The organism is Paenibacillus pini JCM 16418 (assembly GCF_000576305.1).
Taxonomy (GTDB): Bacteria; Bacillota; Bacilli; order Paenibacillales; family Paenibacillaceae; genus Paenibacillus_AQ; species Paenibacillus_AQ pini.
In genome coordinates this window covers 1-17,075 of record NZ_BAVZ01000009.1, presented here as the reverse complement: position 1 = coordinate 17,075, position 17,075 = coordinate 1, and the positions used below count along the sequence as shown (strand labels likewise).

General features: G+C 43.4%; 23 protein-coding genes. 2 read left to right on the top strand and 21 right to left on the bottom strand.

Going from position 1 to position 17,075, the window contains the following annotated elements; all coding sequences use genetic code 11:
- Window positions 1-9: 9 nt before the first annotated feature.
- From folD to JCM16418_RS13600, 21 genes are all read right to left on the bottom strand, one after another.
- On the bottom strand, window positions 10-867 hold the full coding sequence (gene folD / locus JCM16418_RS13700) for a bifunctional methylenetetrahydrofolate dehydrogenase/methenyltetrahydrofolate cyclohydrolase FolD (protein ID WP_036649877.1): 858 nt from the start codon (window positions 865-867) through the stop codon (window positions 10-12).
- Between the two features lie 51 nt (window positions 868-918).
- On the bottom strand, window positions 919-1,368 hold the full coding sequence (nusB, locus tag JCM16418_RS13695; protein WP_036649874.1) for a transcription antitermination factor NusB: 450 nt from the start codon (window positions 1,366-1,368) through the stop codon (window positions 919-921).
- A gap of 161 nt (window positions 1,369-1,529) precedes the next feature.
- Window positions 1,530-1,763, bottom strand: coding sequence for a DUF2273 domain-containing protein (locus tag JCM16418_RS13690; protein WP_036649871.1), 234 nt, complete (start codon window positions 1,761-1,763; stop codon window positions 1,530-1,532).
- A 14-nt stretch (window positions 1,764-1,777) separates the two neighbouring features.
- Window positions 1,778-2,317, bottom strand: coding sequence for an alkaline shock response membrane anchor protein AmaP (amaP, locus tag JCM16418_RS13685; RefSeq protein WP_036649868.1), 540 nt, complete (start codon window positions 2,315-2,317; stop codon window positions 1,778-1,780).
- A 66-nt stretch (window positions 2,318-2,383) separates the two neighbouring features.
- Complete coding sequence (locus JCM16418_RS13680; RefSeq protein WP_036649865.1) at window positions 2,384-2,791, bottom strand: Asp23/Gls24 family envelope stress response protein; 408 nt, start codon at window positions 2,789-2,791, stop codon at window positions 2,384-2,386.
- 122 nt (window positions 2,792-2,913) lie between these two features.
- Window positions 2,914-4,257: an acetyl-CoA carboxylase biotin carboxylase subunit gene (accC, locus tag JCM16418_RS13675; RefSeq protein ID WP_036649863.1), complete on the bottom strand. Its 1,344-nt coding sequence runs from the start codon at window positions 4,255-4,257 to the stop codon at window positions 2,914-2,916.
- A gap of 28 nt (window positions 4,258-4,285) precedes the next feature.
- Window positions 4,286-4,768: an acetyl-CoA carboxylase biotin carboxyl carrier protein gene (gene accB / locus JCM16418_RS13670; protein WP_036649860.1), complete on the bottom strand. Its 483-nt coding sequence runs from the start codon at window positions 4,766-4,768 to the stop codon at window positions 4,286-4,288.
- Between the two features lie 148 nt (window positions 4,769-4,916).
- On the bottom strand, window positions 4,917-5,729 hold the full coding sequence (locus JCM16418_RS13665) for a SpoIIIAH-like family protein (RefSeq protein ID WP_036649857.1): 813 nt from the start codon (window positions 5,727-5,729) through the stop codon (window positions 4,917-4,919).
- Between the two features lie 45 nt (window positions 5,730-5,774).
- Complete coding sequence (gene spoIIIAG, locus JCM16418_RS13660; protein ID WP_036649853.1) at window positions 5,775-6,413, bottom strand: stage III sporulation protein AG; 639 nt, start codon at window positions 6,411-6,413, stop codon at window positions 5,775-5,777.
- Window positions 6,414-6,448: 35 nt separating this feature from the next.
- On the bottom strand, window positions 6,449-7,207 hold the full coding sequence (gene spoIIIAF / locus JCM16418_RS23805) for a stage III sporulation protein AF (protein ID WP_052020286.1): 759 nt from the start codon (window positions 7,205-7,207) through the stop codon (window positions 6,449-6,451).
- A 20-nt stretch (window positions 7,208-7,227) separates the two neighbouring features.
- The gene (spoIIIAE, locus tag JCM16418_RS13650) at window positions 7,228-8,418 is read right to left on the bottom strand and encodes a stage III sporulation protein AE (RefSeq protein WP_036649849.1); all 1,191 of its coding nucleotides are present in this window, start codon (window positions 8,416-8,418) and stop codon (window positions 7,228-7,230) included.
- A 16-nt stretch (window positions 8,419-8,434) separates the two neighbouring features.
- The gene (gene spoIIIAD / locus JCM16418_RS13645) at window positions 8,435-8,824 is read right to left on the bottom strand and encodes a stage III sporulation protein AD (protein ID WP_036649846.1); all 390 of its coding nucleotides are present in this window, start codon (window positions 8,822-8,824) and stop codon (window positions 8,435-8,437) included.
- 11 nt (window positions 8,825-8,835) lie between these two features.
- Entirely contained in the window at window positions 8,836-9,039 is a 204-nt protein-coding gene (gene spoIIIAC / locus JCM16418_RS13640; RefSeq protein WP_036649844.1) for a stage III sporulation protein AC, read from the bottom strand.
- A gap of 14 nt (window positions 9,040-9,053) precedes the next feature.
- On the bottom strand, window positions 9,054-9,572 hold the full coding sequence (spoIIIAB, locus tag JCM16418_RS13635) for a stage III sporulation protein SpoIIIAB (protein ID WP_036649842.1): 519 nt from the start codon (window positions 9,570-9,572) through the stop codon (window positions 9,054-9,056).
- Window positions 9,565-10,569 carry a stage III sporulation protein AA gene (spoIIIAA, locus tag JCM16418_RS13630; RefSeq protein WP_036649840.1) on the bottom strand — a complete coding sequence of 335 codons (1,005 nt, stop codon included), beginning with the start codon at window positions 10,567-10,569 and terminating at the stop codon, window positions 9,565-9,567. Before spoIIIAA ends, spoIIIAB begins: the two co-directional genes overlap by 8 nt.
- A 132-nt stretch (window positions 10,570-10,701) precedes the next feature.
- A complete protein-coding gene (locus JCM16418_RS13625; RefSeq protein WP_373280719.1) occupies window positions 10,702-10,971 on the bottom strand; it encodes a YqhV family protein in 270 nt (89 codons plus the stop codon).
- A 182-nt stretch (window positions 10,972-11,153) separates the two neighbouring features.
- On the bottom strand, window positions 11,154-12,407 hold the full coding sequence (locus JCM16418_RS13620; protein ID WP_036649837.1) for an aspartate kinase: 1,254 nt from the start codon (window positions 12,405-12,407) through the stop codon (window positions 11,154-11,156).
- A 199-nt stretch (window positions 12,408-12,606) separates the two neighbouring features.
- Entirely contained in the window at window positions 12,607-13,164 is a 558-nt protein-coding gene (gene efp / locus JCM16418_RS13615) for an elongation factor P (RefSeq protein ID WP_036649835.1), read from the bottom strand.
- A gap of 43 nt (window positions 13,165-13,207) precedes the next feature.
- A complete protein-coding gene (locus JCM16418_RS13610) occupies window positions 13,208-14,284 on the bottom strand; it encodes a M24 family metallopeptidase (RefSeq protein ID WP_036649831.1) in 1,077 nt (358 codons plus the stop codon).
- A 46-nt stretch (window positions 14,285-14,330) separates the two neighbouring features.
- Window positions 14,331-14,777, bottom strand: coding sequence for a type II 3-dehydroquinate dehydratase (gene aroQ / locus JCM16418_RS13605; protein WP_036649828.1), 447 nt, complete (start codon window positions 14,775-14,777; stop codon window positions 14,331-14,333).
- Between the two features lie 80 nt (window positions 14,778-14,857).
- Window positions 14,858-15,361: a YqhR family membrane protein gene (locus JCM16418_RS13600; RefSeq protein WP_036649826.1), complete on the bottom strand. Its 504-nt coding sequence runs from the start codon at window positions 15,359-15,361 to the stop codon at window positions 14,858-14,860.
- 387 nt (window positions 15,362-15,748) lie between these two features.
- Between JCM16418_RS13600 and JCM16418_RS13595 the strand changes: the two genes are divergently transcribed.
- On the top strand, window positions 15,749-16,693 hold the full coding sequence (locus tag JCM16418_RS13595) for a DUF1385 domain-containing protein (protein ID WP_148298820.1): 945 nt from the start codon (window positions 15,749-15,751) through the stop codon (window positions 16,691-16,693).
- A gap of 7 nt (window positions 16,694-16,700) precedes the next feature.
- Window positions 16,701-17,039: an SA1362 family protein gene (locus tag JCM16418_RS13590; RefSeq protein WP_036649820.1), complete on the top strand. Its 339-nt coding sequence runs from the start codon at window positions 16,701-16,703 to the stop codon at window positions 17,037-17,039.
- Window positions 17,040-17,075: the final 36 nt, after the last annotated feature.

Below are 17,075 nucleotides of genomic sequence, written 5' to 3'. Positions count from 1 at the left end.
AATTTATCCTTATACCAGCCCGTGATTGCGTTTAGCGGCTGTTAATGTGTTCTTCATAAGCATTGTAATGGTCATGGGACCAACGCCACCAGGAACTGGTGTAATTGGACCTGAAACCTCTTTAACGCTCTCGAAATCAACGTCACCTGCTAATTTCCCATTCTCTAAACGGTTCATACCTACGTCAATGACAACAGCACCAGGCTTAACATAACTTGAATCAATAAAATTAGCACGTCCGATGGCAACAACGAGCACATCAGCTTGCCTTGCAAGTTCTGCCATGTTAGATGTCCGTGAATGGCACATCGTTACTGTTGCGTTCTCCCGTTGTAAAAGCAGTGAGACCGGTTTTCCTACAATATTGCTACGACCAATGACCACAGCATGCTTGCCAGATAACTCAACGCCAGCGCGTTTAATTAACTCGATCACACCTGCTGGTGTACAAGGTAGAAGACTATCATCACCAATAACCAGATTACCCACATTTACTGGATGAAAACCATCCACATCTTTATGAACAGAAATCGCATTAATAACTGATTTTTCATTAATATGAGAAGGTAGCGGCAACTGCACCAAGATCCCATCAATGGTATCCTGTTGATTCAATGTATCTACCAATGCTAATAGTTGTTGCTCAGATGTCTCAGCAGGTAAACGATGTACTTCAGAATAGAAGCCGAGATCATGGCAGGCTTTTTCTTTATTGCGGACGTAGACTTGAGAGGCAGCGTCTTCACCCACTAATACTACCGCTAACCCAGGCACAACGTTTTTGCTTACAAGTTCTTTCACTTCATCGCTAATACTGCCACGAATTTCGTCAGATACTTTTTTACCGCTAATAATAGATGCTGTCATGTTATGATCTCTCCCCTAATTTGAATGATAATGAAAGAAGTAACTATTCTATTACTTTTTTGATCTTAACTTTTCCAATTCACGAATCATATTTCCTAATACACCATTGACGAATTTACCTGATTCATCCGTGCCGAAATGCTTAGACAATTCAATCGCTTCGTTAATAACAACTTTAGCGGGAACATCCTCACGATAGAGCATTTCATAAGCAGCTAATCGCAGCACTTCTCGGTCAACTTTTGACAGGCGGCTCATTTGCCATCCTTTAAGATATTGAGCTAGAAGATCATCAATCGCTACTTTATGACTCCAAGTTCCATCCACTAGTTCCAAAACATAGCTTGTAAGCTGTGGCTCGTCGGTAATTACACGCTCGGTATCATTCTCTTCACCAGCTTCAGACAGCAACATAGCCACCGCTTCTTCGCTAGTTACCTGATTCATTTCCATTTGATAGAGGCTTTGTACTACAATTTCTCTTGCTAACCGTCTTTTCATTATGTTCCTCCTGAACCTATCTTGGTTTTCTCTTATTATTATTATGGATTAAATGATTCATAAACATGGTTTGTACCACAAAAAAACCGTGATATGCTGCCTCCGGGAAAAAAGGCGTGTTGAAGCAGTGGTTCTTTTCCGGAGAAAGCATATCACGGTGATCATTTGAAAAGGCGCCAGCGCTCAGAAAGCCACTGTCCCATTACCTTCCAGCGGAAGAAAGGACCCTCATTCTGGTCCTTCCTTCTGCCAGCGGTATATCCTATGAACACAACCAGTGCAAAGAACAACATATCCCAAAATCCAAACATTAAATATATAATTCCGTATAGAATTCCACCCGCGATGCCGACAACTCGGCCTCTGTGACTCTCCCATATTTCCTTCCAAAGCATCGGGAAATTCACCTCTATTCCACTCTACTCTTAAAACTAGGCGACTGGGCAACATTAGCGATATAGACTGCTACATTAGCCACTGGTATCCCTGTCGTGTCCTGCAAATAGTCATGAACCTGCTTCTGAACTTCAGCGGTTAACGTAGGAATAGATACATCTCCATCGACTACTGCTCGGATCATAATTTCCAGACCCGATTGACCTACACGAATCCGTGCTTTCAGATCTTTAACTCCTCGCACCTTAGAGGCTGCTTTAAGACATAGATTCTCAATTGTTTCAACGGAAATTTGAATATCTCCGTATTCTGTCCGCTGATCAATCGAAGGAACATGAGAACGATCACGGCGAATTGAAATATAAAAGAATCGTATACTTAGTAGGAATAACACCACAGAGACGACAATCGCTGTGATTAGGACAATCTCTGGATTGAAACCGCTAAGCGGATCAGGAACCACACCACTCAAGAGGAGGATGGCAAATACACAAATTACACCAATACTCAAGCTGTATATAAACAGCAAAAGTCTGTCCAGTATCTTGGCCACGAACAGCACAGCTCCTTAATTAGAGTAAACCCTCGATAGTTCTATCGGGGGTTTAGCTTTATCGAATTATTTCACCCGGTGGCTGAATTCAACATCATCAACCCGCTCAGTTGTCTTGAAATGTACATCATGAATATGTACGTTAACTTCAACGACGTTCAGACCGGTCATATTTTCTATTGAACGTTTCACATTGCGCTGAATTTCCGAGGCCACTTCTGGCAAACGGAAGCCGTATTCAACGATAACTGAAACATCGACAGCCGCTTCTCGCTGTCCAACCTCAACTTTAACACCTTTGGAAAGATTCTTACGTCCCAGAAGTTCAGCAATACCACCTGCAAAACCACCGCTCATTCCAGCAACTCCGCTTACCTCAACGGTTGCCAAACCTGCAATGACTTCAATAACTTCTGGAGCAATTTGAATCTCGCCAATTTCCGTACGTTCAATGTCACTCGGTAATGTGCTCATTATGCCCTCAACACACCTTTCGGATATTATAGATATTCGTTGTAGACGGATCAGGCGAACGCAATGAATCATTCATACTATACCATCTCGTGGGCATGATGACAAACGTTCTTGTAGCGATTCTAAATTTCATTCTCTTCTAAGAATTTAATATCAAAATCACCTTTATTAAAGGTCGGATGGTCCATAAGTTTCTGATGGAAAGGAATAGTAGTTTGAATACCTTCCACAGCAAATTCAGACAATGCCCGCTTCATTTTCGCGATCGCTTCCTGACGTGTTGGTGCCCAGACAATCAGTTTGGCAATCATAGAATCATAATAAGGAGGGATGCTATAACCCTGATAAGCTGCACTATCTACACGAACACCAGGTCCTCCTGGAGGCAGATAAAACTGGATTTTACCAGGAGAAGGCATGAAATTACGAGCAGGATCTTCCGCATTCACACGGCATTCCATAGACCAACCGTTAATCACAACTTCATCTTGAGTAAAGGACAGCTCATTACCTTCTGCTACAGATATCATTTCTTTAATCAGGTCAATACCTGTTACCATTTCAGTGACTGGATGTTCAACTTGAATCCGAGTATTCATTTCCATAAAGTAAAATTGTCCATCTGTTCCGAGCAGAAATTCAAGCGTGCCTGCACCGGAATAATTAACCGCTAGTGCAGCACGTACAGCAGCCTCACCCATGCGACTACGGATTTCTTCAGAGAGAATCGAACAAGGAGCTTCTTCTACCAGCTTCTGTCTACGACGTTGCACAGAACAATCTCGCTCTCCTAAATGGACCGCATGACCATGTTTATCTGCAATGATCTGAATTTCGACATGCTTCATACCTGTGAGATATTTCTCCAGGTATACGCCAGCATTACCAAAAGCTTTCTGAGCTTCCTGCTGGGCCGCAGTAATCTGCTTTATCAGTGAAGGCTCATCGTCAGCAATACGAATTCCTTTACCTCCACCGCCAGCTGTTGCTTTAATAATGAGCGGATATCCGATATCACGGCCGATCATTATGGCAGCATCCAAGTCCTCAATTAATCCTTCAGAGCCAGGAATAACGGGTACCCCTGCAGCCATCATCGTCTGCTTGGCTACCGCTTTATCCCCCATCTTCGTAATCGCATCTGCGGAAGGACCGATAAACGTAATATTGCAAGATTCACAAATCTCTGCAAAATCAGCATTCTCCGCTAGAAAACCGTATCCAGGGTGAATAGCATCACAGTCTGTTAGAGAGGCTACACTCATAATATTAGTAATATTTAAGTAGCTATCTTTAGATAAAACCGGACCTATGCAATAGGCCTCATCTGCCAAACGTACATGAAGTGACTCTTTATCAGCTTCCGAATAAACGGCAACGGTTGAAATACCGAGTTCACGACAAGCACGAATAATGCGTACGGCAATTTCACCGCGGTTTGCTATAAGTATTTTATGAAATTTCATGCAAGTTACCTCCTCATTCGTACTGGCCTTAGTCTGCTTTCACCAGAAATAGAGGCTGCCCGAATTCTACCAGTTGCCCGTTTTCGGCGAGGACTTCAACAATTTCCCCTTTGATTTCTGCTTCAAGTTCATTCATTAGTTTCATAGCTTCAATAATGCAGACTGTAGATTTCTCATCTACTCTGTCACCCACACTAATAAAAGGTGCCTTATCTGGTGAAGATGCTCTGTAGAATGTACCAACCATCGGGGAAACAATTTTATGTAGTGAGGACGCGGCAAGATCCACTTCAGGTTCGCTAGCAACCGGTGCCTGGTTATATTGTTGTACAACTTGGCCCTGAGGAGCTTGCATCAGTGTTTGTGGCAAGGTTGGCTGGAAATTGATAACTTCCGTCTTACCTGGCTTACGTATAGACAACTTTGTGCCTTCAATTTCAATATCCAGTTCATGTACAGAGGTCTGATCGACCAATTTAATTAATTCTTTAATTTCGTTTAACTTGAACATTCACTATTCACTCCTTCAGCTATAAGGGGAAGCTATTGCTTCGGACATTCATGCACATACCGATATGTATTATATCACAAACTCTATAAATAGAAAGAGCCCGGGAATTTCCGGACTCTTTCTATTTTCCCATTGTTTTCAATATTTCTTATTGAGCTACGAACTGTACGCTAACTTTATCTTGACCAACTTCGAGCTCTTTCATAACGAGTTGAACAATACTTACCGCCTGCTTCACATCCATTTTATTACTGAGTACAAGCACTTTGTACTTATCTGCTTCTTCTTTTACAAATGCGCTAGGGAAAGAATACTTTTGTTCCAATTCCTGCTCAATCCCTTGAATTTTCGACTCTTTATCCTCAAGCGCAGTCAGCTCTTCTGAAGCCTTGGCTTGAGCTTCTGAGTTGCTAGTCATATCATTCATTTTTGCCATTAGATCACTATTTTTCTTCACATTTTCCTGCGAACGCTGCATTAAGTAGGAATCAATTAATGTACTACCTGAAGTTGTTTGCAGCGCCACTTCTTTCAATACTTCCGTATCCGACTTTGGAGTATCTTTCTTTGCCGTGCTGCCAGTCGTCGTTTTCGCCGAATCCGTCGTGCTTTTCTTATCCGTAGATACTGTCGTTTTATCCGTAGTTTTGTCAGTTGTTTTGTCTGTTATTTTTGCCGTGTCATCCGTTGCAGTTTTAGTGGTAGTATCCTTTGCTGCTGTGTCTGTTGTTGGTGTTTCATTCACTTTACCATCCGTTACAACTTCAGTAACAACAACGCCTTCATCTGTTTTTGATACTGTTGTTTCCTTGACTGTCTTGTTCTTAGCATCTACCTGCGTACTGTCTGCAATAGGTGTTTTGTATGGACCAGTATCTTCCGTAAATAAATAATATGCCGACAAAATCACCATTAAACTGAGCATAGATACCAACCAAATCGTTTGTCTCTTGTTATTCATTATTTAAATCCTCCTCAATATTAGATGAATATGGAACATGCGGCTTCACCCCTGCTTACGAGGCACGACAGAAATTCGGTAACTTGGAACATTAAGTCCTTTTTCTACCGCATCCACAATCAGCTTGTGGACCACTTCATTTTCTGCTCCTTTCGCTACAATCAGTACACCCCTGATCTGCGGCTTGACTCTCTTGGTGATAATCGGAGTCTGTGCGCCGGATTGTTCATAAGTGACAACTTCTCCATCCCTCGTATATTGTGTGGAATGGCGTTTTCCCCCATTTGCGTCATTCTCATCCGTCTGTTGCTGAGAGTCCTTCACATTACGCTGATAAATAATTTCATCTGTGGAATCCACCGTGACCATGATATCTACCGTTCCTACGCCCACTATTTTCTCCAAAATGTCTTTCATCTTGCTCTCAGAAGCCTCTTCAATACTCTCAAAAGCACTTCCCTGTGTTGCCGTATTCTGAAAGGTCTCTTGGGTTTGCGCCCCGGCTGGCGGCTCCCTGCCTATATTTTCGTTATTTATTTTCTTTACATTGACGAAGGAATTGAATAGCACGATGGCAACCCCTACCAGCCCCACAATAATGAGCCAGCGAAATGTATGTATTTTTTGCGTTCCACCTGCTCCCCCGCCGAGCCACTGCTCCAGCTTTTTAAACCATTTCCCCATATTCTCACCTCCACCTTCTGTTCAGCGTTCGCACTTCATTCGGCCTTTCTCTGAACCGTAACGCTTTCCGGCTTCAGATCCCACATGGTGACAAGCATGTCTCGGATGGTATTACTCTTCTCTACTATGTCTGTTCCTTCCGTTTGAGCTGCTTCAGATTGAGATTGTGAATTGTCAGGCTGCGATGTTGATGCCGCGACCGAGCTACCTTCTTCAGGTTGTACTTGTACATCCACCTGAACTGGCTGTATAGCTTCAATAGCAATGGATTGACCTAATCCTTGCTGTTGATTTCCAGTTGAACCAGAGGCTTGAGCTCCTGGTAAAATAACGATAACCGCAGATATAACTGGACTTTCTTGATCGGAGGAAGTCTGATTAACGGGTTGAAGACTTAGAGCAACTTTTACCTCCTCCACCTTCTGACCGGTTTGCTGTTGGATCTGTTCTTTCATTCGCTGCGCTACCTCTTCACCTGCAAACTTTAATGTCTGCGCCTGCTGTTGAAGTTTGATTTTGCTTGCCTCAACCAAAATCTGATTGAGATTCCCTTTCGCTCCTTTTGCAGTCCAGATCGATTCCTGATCCTGTTTACTGATCGCTGCACTCAGTTGAGAAGCTGGTGAATCGGTTAGAAGCTTGATGAGTGGACCAAGGAGCGTGAGCAGGATGAGTAGGCTCATGACTAGCTTTACGTAGCGTTCCATTGAACGACTTGGGAGAAGTAAATCAATAAAGGATGCCAAAATCACAATCATGATCACTTCGCGCAGCCATCCGCTTAGCCATGTCATGAATTATCGCCTCCTTTTCTTCACCTCATCATGACGGTCACATTGCCCGCCGTCAGCATGATCGTAATGGCTAGGAAGAACATTAAGCCTACCGCTGCGAGTGCTGCGAACACATAGATCATGCTCTTACCAATCGTCTCAAGACATGTCGTGATAGGTGATTCCCCAAGTGGCTGCATGACTGCAGCAGCCACATTGTAGATAAGGGCAAGAGTCAATATTTTGAGTGCTGGGAAGGCACATAAGAAGAGAATAATGATTACGCCCGCAAGACCTATTGAATTTTTGACTAGTAGCGAAGCTGAAATTACCGTATCTGTGGCATCTGCGAACATTTTACCGACGACTGGAATAAAACTCCCTGAGACGTATTTAGCTGCACGAATCGTAACACCGTCGGTAACAGAGCTTGTAATACCTTGTACTGAGATCACACCAAGAAATACGGTAAGCAGTGCTCCAAGAAATCCTACACTGATGTTGCGAAGCAGATTGGCTAGTTGCGTTAATTTGTACTTATCTGAGAGTGAGCTAACAAGATGTAAAATCGCGGAGAAAAAGAGTAGTGGAAATACAATGGTGTAAATCAGTGTACCCACCGTGTTAATCATGAAGACAATCAGTGGATGGGTTACGGAAACAGTAACGATATTACCCATTGAAGCCAGTAAAGCGAATAGTAGTGGCATCATCGCCATCATGAAATCGATCATGCGATCAATCGCTTCCTTTGCGTAACCAATCGCTACATTAAAGCTGTTTATGGCAAGCACGATAATGACCATGTAACAGAGAGAGTAGGCAATTTTACTGACCGATTTTCGTTCAAATGCTGATTGTAGTGTTTCAAGAATCATACTCATGATGCTCAGCATGACGATTGTAACCAGAAGCTTGCCGTTGTATAGCACTTCATGCCACATGAACTTCATCAATGCGGAGAATACATTCTTAATACTGAAGCCGTCTCCACCTGGAATGAGCATATCCACGAACGTAGGTGTCTTTTGATCGGGGAAGAATCCCCCATAATCCTTCATCAGTTGATCCCAATAGTTCTCCACTTGTCCCTTAGGTAGTTCCTGCACCTGTTGCTTGACCCATTCATCTGCTGGCGAAGCTGCAAATACACGACTGCACCCAACAATGAGAAACATAACTAGGAAAATAAAGAGATGTTTCGATTGGATCATTTGTTGTTGTCCCAACATGGTCATCCCTACTTTCTCAGGCCGGCAGCAGCTTCAGGACGGTTTCAATAATGATTCCAATAATTGGAATGGCCAGTACCATAATAAGCACCTTGCCTGCCAGTTCAATCTTAGTAGCAACGCTCTCCTGACCGGCGTCCCTGACGATCTGTGCTCCGAATTCTGCGATATAAGCGATTCCGATAATTTTAAGAATCGTCTTGAGGTAAATCATCTTCACACCTGCTGATTCAGCCATGCGCTCAAGCTCGATGAACACTGCACCAATTCGGCCCATAAGAAACATGAAAATTAATATTCCTGTGCAAGCAGTCAGTAAGAACGCAAACATTGGCTTCTGTTCTTTGATGATTAATATCAGAATGGTTGAGATAAGACCTAAACCTACCACTTGTATAATTTCCATAGCAGAAACCTCTACTGGAATAAAAAGATCGTTTTTATTTCTTGCAACAGGGTGTCAAGCAGCCGGACGACCATGAACAGTACCACGACAAAGCCGATGACCGTCACCCAATGAGCCATATCCTCTTTCCCCATCTGCTTGAGCACCGTATGAATCATGGCTATGATGATCCCGATTCCCGCAATTTGAAAGATTGCGTTGACATCTATGTTCATTCCTTGGCACCTCGCTAAAAGATCAAAATGACGATCAATGCTCCGATCAAGAGCCCCAGACTTTTGCTTATTTTTTCATATTTGATTTGATCCTCTCGTGCAGAGGCTTCTTCATGCTTCAGCTGCTGGGCCGCTAGGGCAATATGCTTGATCTGATCCTGACGGTCGCTTGTTCCGAGCGTATAGCTCAGCTGGTGCAATATTTCCTTCTCTGACGATCTCATTGCAGTTCGTTTCCAGTTGTCGTTCAGAGCGCGCTGGATGCTTTCCTGTGCGCTCAATCTCATGAGTGGGCTCATCCATCTCGATGCACTACTCCATACCGTACGAAGCGGTTCTTTAGCCTGCTCTGCCATCTTCGCCATAGCATCTGGAAGCGGTGTAAGGCCATACGTGATTTCTGTCTCTAGACGCTGCAAGGCAAGTATCATTTCCCTAATCTGTCTAGGTCTTGCCGCAAACTGCCTTGCCTTATGAAAACCAGCTAGCGTACCGGAGAGCAGAATCAATATGATTCCAATCATCTTAAACAAGCGAACCGCCTCCTTGAACGCGACCTTGCGTATCTCTTAGCTGCAAAGTTCGTTGCTGTTGGTCTAGTATACGGAAGCCAAGTCCCTGACTCGTGCGATTTAACACCACATATCGCTCGAACATTTGATTCTCCAAGAGTAATGCGAGTGCTGGCCGTTGTTTAAGCTCGTCTGTTCCAGCTCCATGCGCCGTCGCAATCACCGTAATACCTGCATGCAAACCTTCTGTGACTGCATTCGCGTCCTCCATCCTGCCAATTTCATCGACCATTAGAACTTCAGGTGACATGGAACGGATCATCATCATCATGCCTTCAGCTTTGGGACAAGCATCCATCACATCGGTTCGAGGTCCGACATCAAAACTTGGAACACCACGCAAACTCCCCGCAATTTCCGAACGTTCATCCACGATCCCAACCTTTATCCCTTGAAGTGACATTTCAGATTGTCCATAACCACCACTGCTGATCTGCCTAGCCAGATCGCGCATAAGCGTCGTCTTCCCGTGTTGAGGAGGAGAAAGGATCAACGTATGCCTTATCCTTCTAGCTCTCAGATCTATGAGGTATGGAAGTATAGGATCGGCTACACCTCTTATTTCCCTTGCGATCCGCATGTTGAATCCGCTAATGTCTCGAATCAATTCCACATGTCCTCCACTAAGGACGGTGCGACCAGCAAGTCCAACTCGATGTCCACCGGGCACAGTTACAAAACCCTTGCGTAGTTCTTCTTCCATTGTGTACAGGGAGTGATTGCTTATCAGATCTAGCATCCTACGACTGTCATCCCTTTTTGGAAAATAAGCTGTCTTCGCATCCAAGGTAAGCGTCCCCTGCAGAGTAACGAACCGATGCCCCTCTGGCCCATTAATTTCAAGCGGCCTTCCTTCTCGAATGCGAACTTCTTCCATTTGAATGAGAATGTCAGGCGATATTTGCAGAAGCAAACTCTTAATCGTTTCCGGTAACCATTCGAGCCAACTCAAGTTCATCGGAGGCCCACCTCCATGTCCATTCAATATCCAGCAATTTCTTCACATGTGTTTACTAGTCTTCAAAAACTATTAACAGTTTTCTTACTTCATGTGTATGCTTGTACTTCATTTTTATGACGATGGAATCTATCATTTTTTCAAAATACCAATTAAGAGGCAGGAAACTCCAAAGAATATCCAGGCTATCTTTCCCCACGACAACTTATCAGCGATGCCAATCAGACCAATGGTCGTAGTCAATATCAGAACTGTCGGACCTACAAAAGCTAGTAATGAATTGACCGCTAGCGCTTTATCCACTTGAGCCAATTTCAACATATACAAAGCCGCGGCGATCTCTATGCTTCCCGAAATGACTCGTAGTGATGCCATACTGGCGACGAACTTGTCCAATAGAATGAACCTCCTCAGCAATTAGAATCATACGTTCATATATATATGCAGCAATCTCTCTTTTAGAGATGTTTTACAAGATTTCTTAGACGCAAAAAAAGAGACCTGAAGCTACATTCGCTTCGGGTCTCTTGATTTAAAACTCTTATTCACGCTCTATGCCAGTTCGCCATCATCGATAGCTATTTCTAGCGGCGGTCTTGTGGTCCACCGACAAATACTTGAGCATCGGTATCTAGGTTATAAGCCGTGTGCAGTGCCTTCACTACTTGCTCTAGGTTACCACCCTCGATTACGCAGGACGTCTTGATTTCTGATGTGCTAACCATCTTAATGCTGACGCCTTGCTTCGAGATTACATCAAACATCTGAGCGGCTACGCCTGGGTGACTGATCATGCCAGCGCCAACGATGGATACTTTTACCAGATTATGCTCGGAGTTCACTTCACGGTATGGAACATGGTCACGAAGATTCTCTATAACCTTCAAAGCATGTTCACTCTCTGAGAGAGAGACGGTAAACGAGAAGTCCGCTTCGCCGTTCTGAACTCCACTTTGAACAATGATATCAACGTTAATTCCTGCTTTTGCTAAAGCACCAAAAACATCGGCCAATACGCCGGGAATATCTGCAACTCCCAAAATACTAATTCTTGCTACGTTCTTGTCATATGCAATTCCACTAACAACGACTCCCTGTTCCATGCTCGTTTCCTCCTTCACAACTGTGCCTTCGTTATAGTTAAAGCTAGAGCGTACAACTAGTCGAACCTTGTGGTGCTTCGCATACTCTACCGCACGTGGATGAAGTACCGCTGCGCCCAAGTTAGCTAGCTCCAGCATTTCGTCGTAAGAAATCTCTTCTAGCTTGCGTGCACATTTGACAATGCGAGGATCTGTGGAATAAATACCATCAACATCTGTATAAATTTCACATACATCTGCTTTAATTGCCGCCGCAAGGGCTACAGCAGTGGTATCGGAACCTCCGCGACCAAACGTCGTAATCTCCCCATCATCGGTCATACCTTGGAAGCCTGCAACAACGACAATTTGATTGTTATTCAGTGCTTGAATCACTCGCTTCGGTAAGATATCGGTGATTCTCGCTTTACCATGGACCGATTCCGTACGGAAACCCGCCTGCCAGCCTGTAAAAGAAGTGCAACTACGGCCCAGCTGATGAATAGCCATCGACAATAGAGCCATCGATATCTGCTCTCCAGTAGTCATAAGCATATCCATTTCCCGTGCAGGCGGCTCCGGATTTAGAAGTTTAGCCTGATCGATCAAATCGTCTGTCGTATCCCCCATAGCAGAGACAACAACTACACATTGATGTCCTTCGTCTTGCTTTTCAACGATGCGTCTAGCGACGCGTTTCATTCGCTCCGTATCACCTACGGAACTGCCCCCGAATTTCATGACGTACAGTGACAACTTCGATTCACTCCCCACTCTTTATACATCTGTCTGATTTTCACGCTTTAAATGAGTATATTACGAAAGTGTAACGGACAGTTAAAGTTTTTTCAAGCCTATATATTCAATATTATGTTAGAAAATAAACAAAAAACCCCTTCCACAAAAGAAAGGGGTTTCTGGACGAACTAGAAATACTACTAAACACATGACAAAACTATGCGCGGGAGATGTATTTACCTTCGCGAGTATCAATTAGAAGCGAATCATCTTCGTTGATGAACAATGGAACCTGAACATTCAGACCTGTTTCAACTTTTGCATTCTTCGTCGCGCCTGTAGCCGTGTTACCTTTAATGCCTGGCTCAGTTTCAATAACTTTTAGCTCAACGCTCGTAGGCAGGTTGATTCCTAGGATTTCACCTTTGTAGCTGATGATGTTCACGTTCATGTTTTCTTTCAGGAAGTTCAATTCCCATTCCAATTGCTTAGCGCTCAATTCGAATTGGTCATACGTTTCATTATCCATGAATGTGTATTCTTGTGCACTCGAATACAGATACTGTACAGCACGGTTCTCGATAATCGCACGGCCAATCGTTTCACCAGCACGGAAAGTACGTTCAACTGTGTTACCGTTGCGCAAGTTTTTCAGCTTCGAGCGAACGAACGCTGCACCTTTACCCGGTTTAACGTGTTGGAAATCGATTACTGTAAAAATATCGCCCTCTACCTCAACGGTCAAACCTGTTTTAAAATCATTTACTGAAATCACAAAAATGCCTCCTAAGTAATTAAAAATATATATATTGCGTTAATCAGACCGGTAATACGGTGAAATCTTTCGACGAATGCGTCAAGATTGCAATGCCCGTATCCGTGATTACAATATCGTCTTCAATACGAACGCCGCCAAGACCTGGTAAATAAATACCTGGTTCTACAGTTACGACCATGCCTGGCTTCAGAACATCATCACTTAGCTTGGACAATCTTGGCATCTCATGAACTTCCATGCCAAGGCCATGTCCTGTGCTGTGACCGAAGTGCTCACCATAGCCATATTTCGTAATAATATCCCGAGCAAGCGCGTCAGCTTCTCGTCCGGTCATACCTGGTTTAATATGTTCCAACGTATGAAGCTGAGCTTCAAGTACGATGTCGTATATTTCTTTCAACTTTGGATCTGGCTGACCAAGAGCAATCGTGCGAGTTAAGTCCGAGCAGTATCCATCCAGAAGAGCTCCGAAATCAAACGTAATCAGTTCATTCCCCTGAATCACTCGTTCACTCGCCACACCATGAGGCATGGAAGAACGTTCACCCGATGCAACAATGGTATCAAAGGACGATGAAGTAGCTCCTTTACGACGCATGAAGAACTCCATCTCTAGATCTACTTCCCGCTCAGTCATACCTTTCTTCACAAAACCCAAGATATGCTGGAACGTTTCATCAGCCAAATCAGCGGCACGCTGCATAACCTTTAATTCTTCTTCATCCTTGAACATACGAAGTTGCTCTACCAAGCCAGCTACCGGAAGAAGCTCAACTGGTTTCAATTGCTGCGCAAACGTTGTATACGCTGAGAATGAGACATCCTCTTGTTCAAAAGCTAGCTCCGTAATGTTAGATGAAGATAGTAATTCTTTAATGGTATCTGTAACTCTCTGCCCATGCTCTACAACAGTAAATCCTTGTGCCTGCTGTGGCGCTTGCGTCATGTAACGGAAATCCGTTAATAGATAGGCTGCATCCATCGTGATCAAGACGTAGCCTGAGGAACCAGTAAAACCCGTTAAATAACGACGATTGATACTGCTTGTTACAAACAAAGCTTTAACACTTTTGTTCTGCATTGCTTCGCGAAGCTTCAATACACGTTTGTTGCTCATCGTCTGTTCTCCTCTCTAACACAACTTCCACTGCCGTTCTGAGGAGTCAGTTGCCCTGACTCTCCAAATGACGCAGTAAAGCCATCAGACCTAGTTCATAGCTGACTTCTCCGAAACCTGCAATCTGGCCAATGGCCACAGGGGCTATAACTGAGGTATGCCGAAAAGCTTCTCTGGCATGAATGTTGGACAAATGCACTTCAACTGTAGGAATGCGTACCGAACTGATGGCATCTCGAACAGCGTAGCTGTAATGGGTCAATGCGCCTGGATTCAAAATAATTCCATCAGCATTCCCTACTGCCTCATGAATGCGGTCAATGATATACCCTTCATGATTAGACTGATAACATGTGATGGACACACCCAAAGCTTCCGCTTTCAGAAGCAAAGCTTCTTCAATGGATTTCAAGCTTTGAGAGCCGTATATTCCCGGCTCCCGAAGGCCGAGTAAATTTAAGTTTGGTCCGTTGATCACCCAAATGGTTCTCAAAATGGTATTCCCACCCTTATCGTCAAATAACCATCTGCTATTTTAACATAGGGGACGTCTCCTTGAGAAGTTTTTTCCGCTCAGCCTCCCGCATGTTGGGGTTCGCGCTTCCGTTCATCGGTGTATTCAACGGCGATCGTATAGCCAATGAACAGACCCCAAAGTAGAAAAATACAAAATTCGCTAACAAGCGTATCCCATGTCAGTTTATTTATAGGCTTAACCATATGCACATAGGGACCAATTGCAACGAAGATAAGAATCCACCAAACAATTCCATATGCTATGCCTGGCCAAGGGCCTTTCATTTTGCGAAATAAAAAAATGTACATATATGAAGCAATAATCGATAGGACTATAAAAAACAACCAGCCTACGAACTGACCTAGACCGCTTTTCAAAAATGCATGCTTAAAATAAGGCTCTCCTAAAAATCCCGGAACAATGACAGTGAAGTGTAACGAGTAAAAGACCCAGTGAATTGCCCCCCATATGATGCCAGCAAATATCCCTAGTTCAAGTGCATAGCCCCATGGGTTTGTGCGGTGCCCGTTGTTTTGATGCTGACTCTGACTTCGTCCCATTACTTTTGCCCCCTGAAATGATGTATTACTTACAAATTTGGCTTGTCTTAGTATGTTCATTTCATGCAGGGCTAAACCATATTGCATGAACAGAATTTAAGGTTATCTATGCTTAAATTCTTTCATTCCTGAATGAAGAGAATTTAAGTTTCTCTTCTTAAATCCTTTCATTCTAGAATGAACAGAATTTAGGTTATTTCCCTTTAATGTGCTCCATTCCCGAATGAAAGAGATACAGAGAAAAAACCTGTATCTCTTTCATTCTAGATATTAGTCCTAAAATTAGATACAATGGGATTATTACATTAACAATCAGGGAAGGTGAAGTGGTTGTCCCAACAATCTAATAAGGCTATTTATGGTGGTCAAGCCGTAATCGAAGGCGTGATGTTCGGTGGTAAACACGTAAATGTCACAGCAGTGCGGCGCAAAAATCAGGAAATTACATTCTTAGAAGTGCCTCGTGAGGATAAGACTTGGGTTCGCAAACTGCGTAAAATCCCTTTACTGCGCGGCATTGTCAGTATTATAGATTCCAGCGCTAAAGGCTCGAAGCATTTGAATTACTCAGCCGAGGCATATGCAGATGATGAGGTAGAACCAGAAGAACGTGAGAAGCAAAAGAAAAAAGAAGAGTCAGGCATGAGTCTGACCATGATGCTTGGCGTAGCCGCCGTCGGCGTACTCTCTTTTGTTTTTGGCAAGGTCGTCCTAACATTAGTACCTGTATTTATTGAAAAATTCTTATTTGGTAATATGTTCGAGAGTCACACTCTGCATAATATAATTGAAGGTGTCATTAAACTTTTATTGCTCCTTCTTTATTTATGGGCAATTTCTAAAACACCTGTTATCAAACGATTGTTCCAGTACCATGGGGCGGAACATAAGGTTATCACCTGTTATGAAGCTGGCGAAGAACTTACAGTAGCCAATGTTCAGAAGCATAGCCGACTTCATTATCGCTGCGGAAGTAGCTTTATGATGCTTACCATTATTCTTGGTGTTATTATTTATTCTTTTATTTCCTGGGATAATATGGTTGATCGAATTGTACAACGTTTATACTTACTTCCTGTCGTTATTGCACTTTCGTTTGAATTTCTCAAAGGGACAAACGCTCTTCGTGAAGTTCCTGTGCTTCGTTACTTAGGTTACCCTGGACTTTGGTTACAGCTTCTAACTACGAAGGAACCTAAAGATGATCAGGTTGAAGTATCTATTGCTTCTTTTAAACGCATGCTTGAATTGGACGCTGAAATGGAAAAGGCGAAGGCTTCAATAACAGATGAACCTGTTAGAAACGGAGTTCTTGATCCACTGAAAGGATGAGAATGAGATGAAAAAGCGGCCTTGGTTCTTTTGGATTATCATCATACTTGCTCTAGCTGGCGTTTTGACTGATCTGCTCTTCTCCAGAGGCAGCCTACTTCGGAACTTGATGATACCTGTTCTCGTATTCGTGGTAGTACTGCTTCTCTACAGATATCTTCCTAACCGCTTTCGCAAGCAAGGGCAGCGTAACAAAATAAAAATAAAACCGTCTGTTCGGACTATGGAAAAAGTGAATGCTGGCAAGCGCACACAAACATCCACGAACAAACGTAAAAGCTATCCTTTCCAAGTGATTGAAGGCAGCAAAGGCAAAAATGACGATCAGCAGCCCAAATACCACTAATTCATAAAAAAGCATCTACCTAAACCCGTTAGGGGG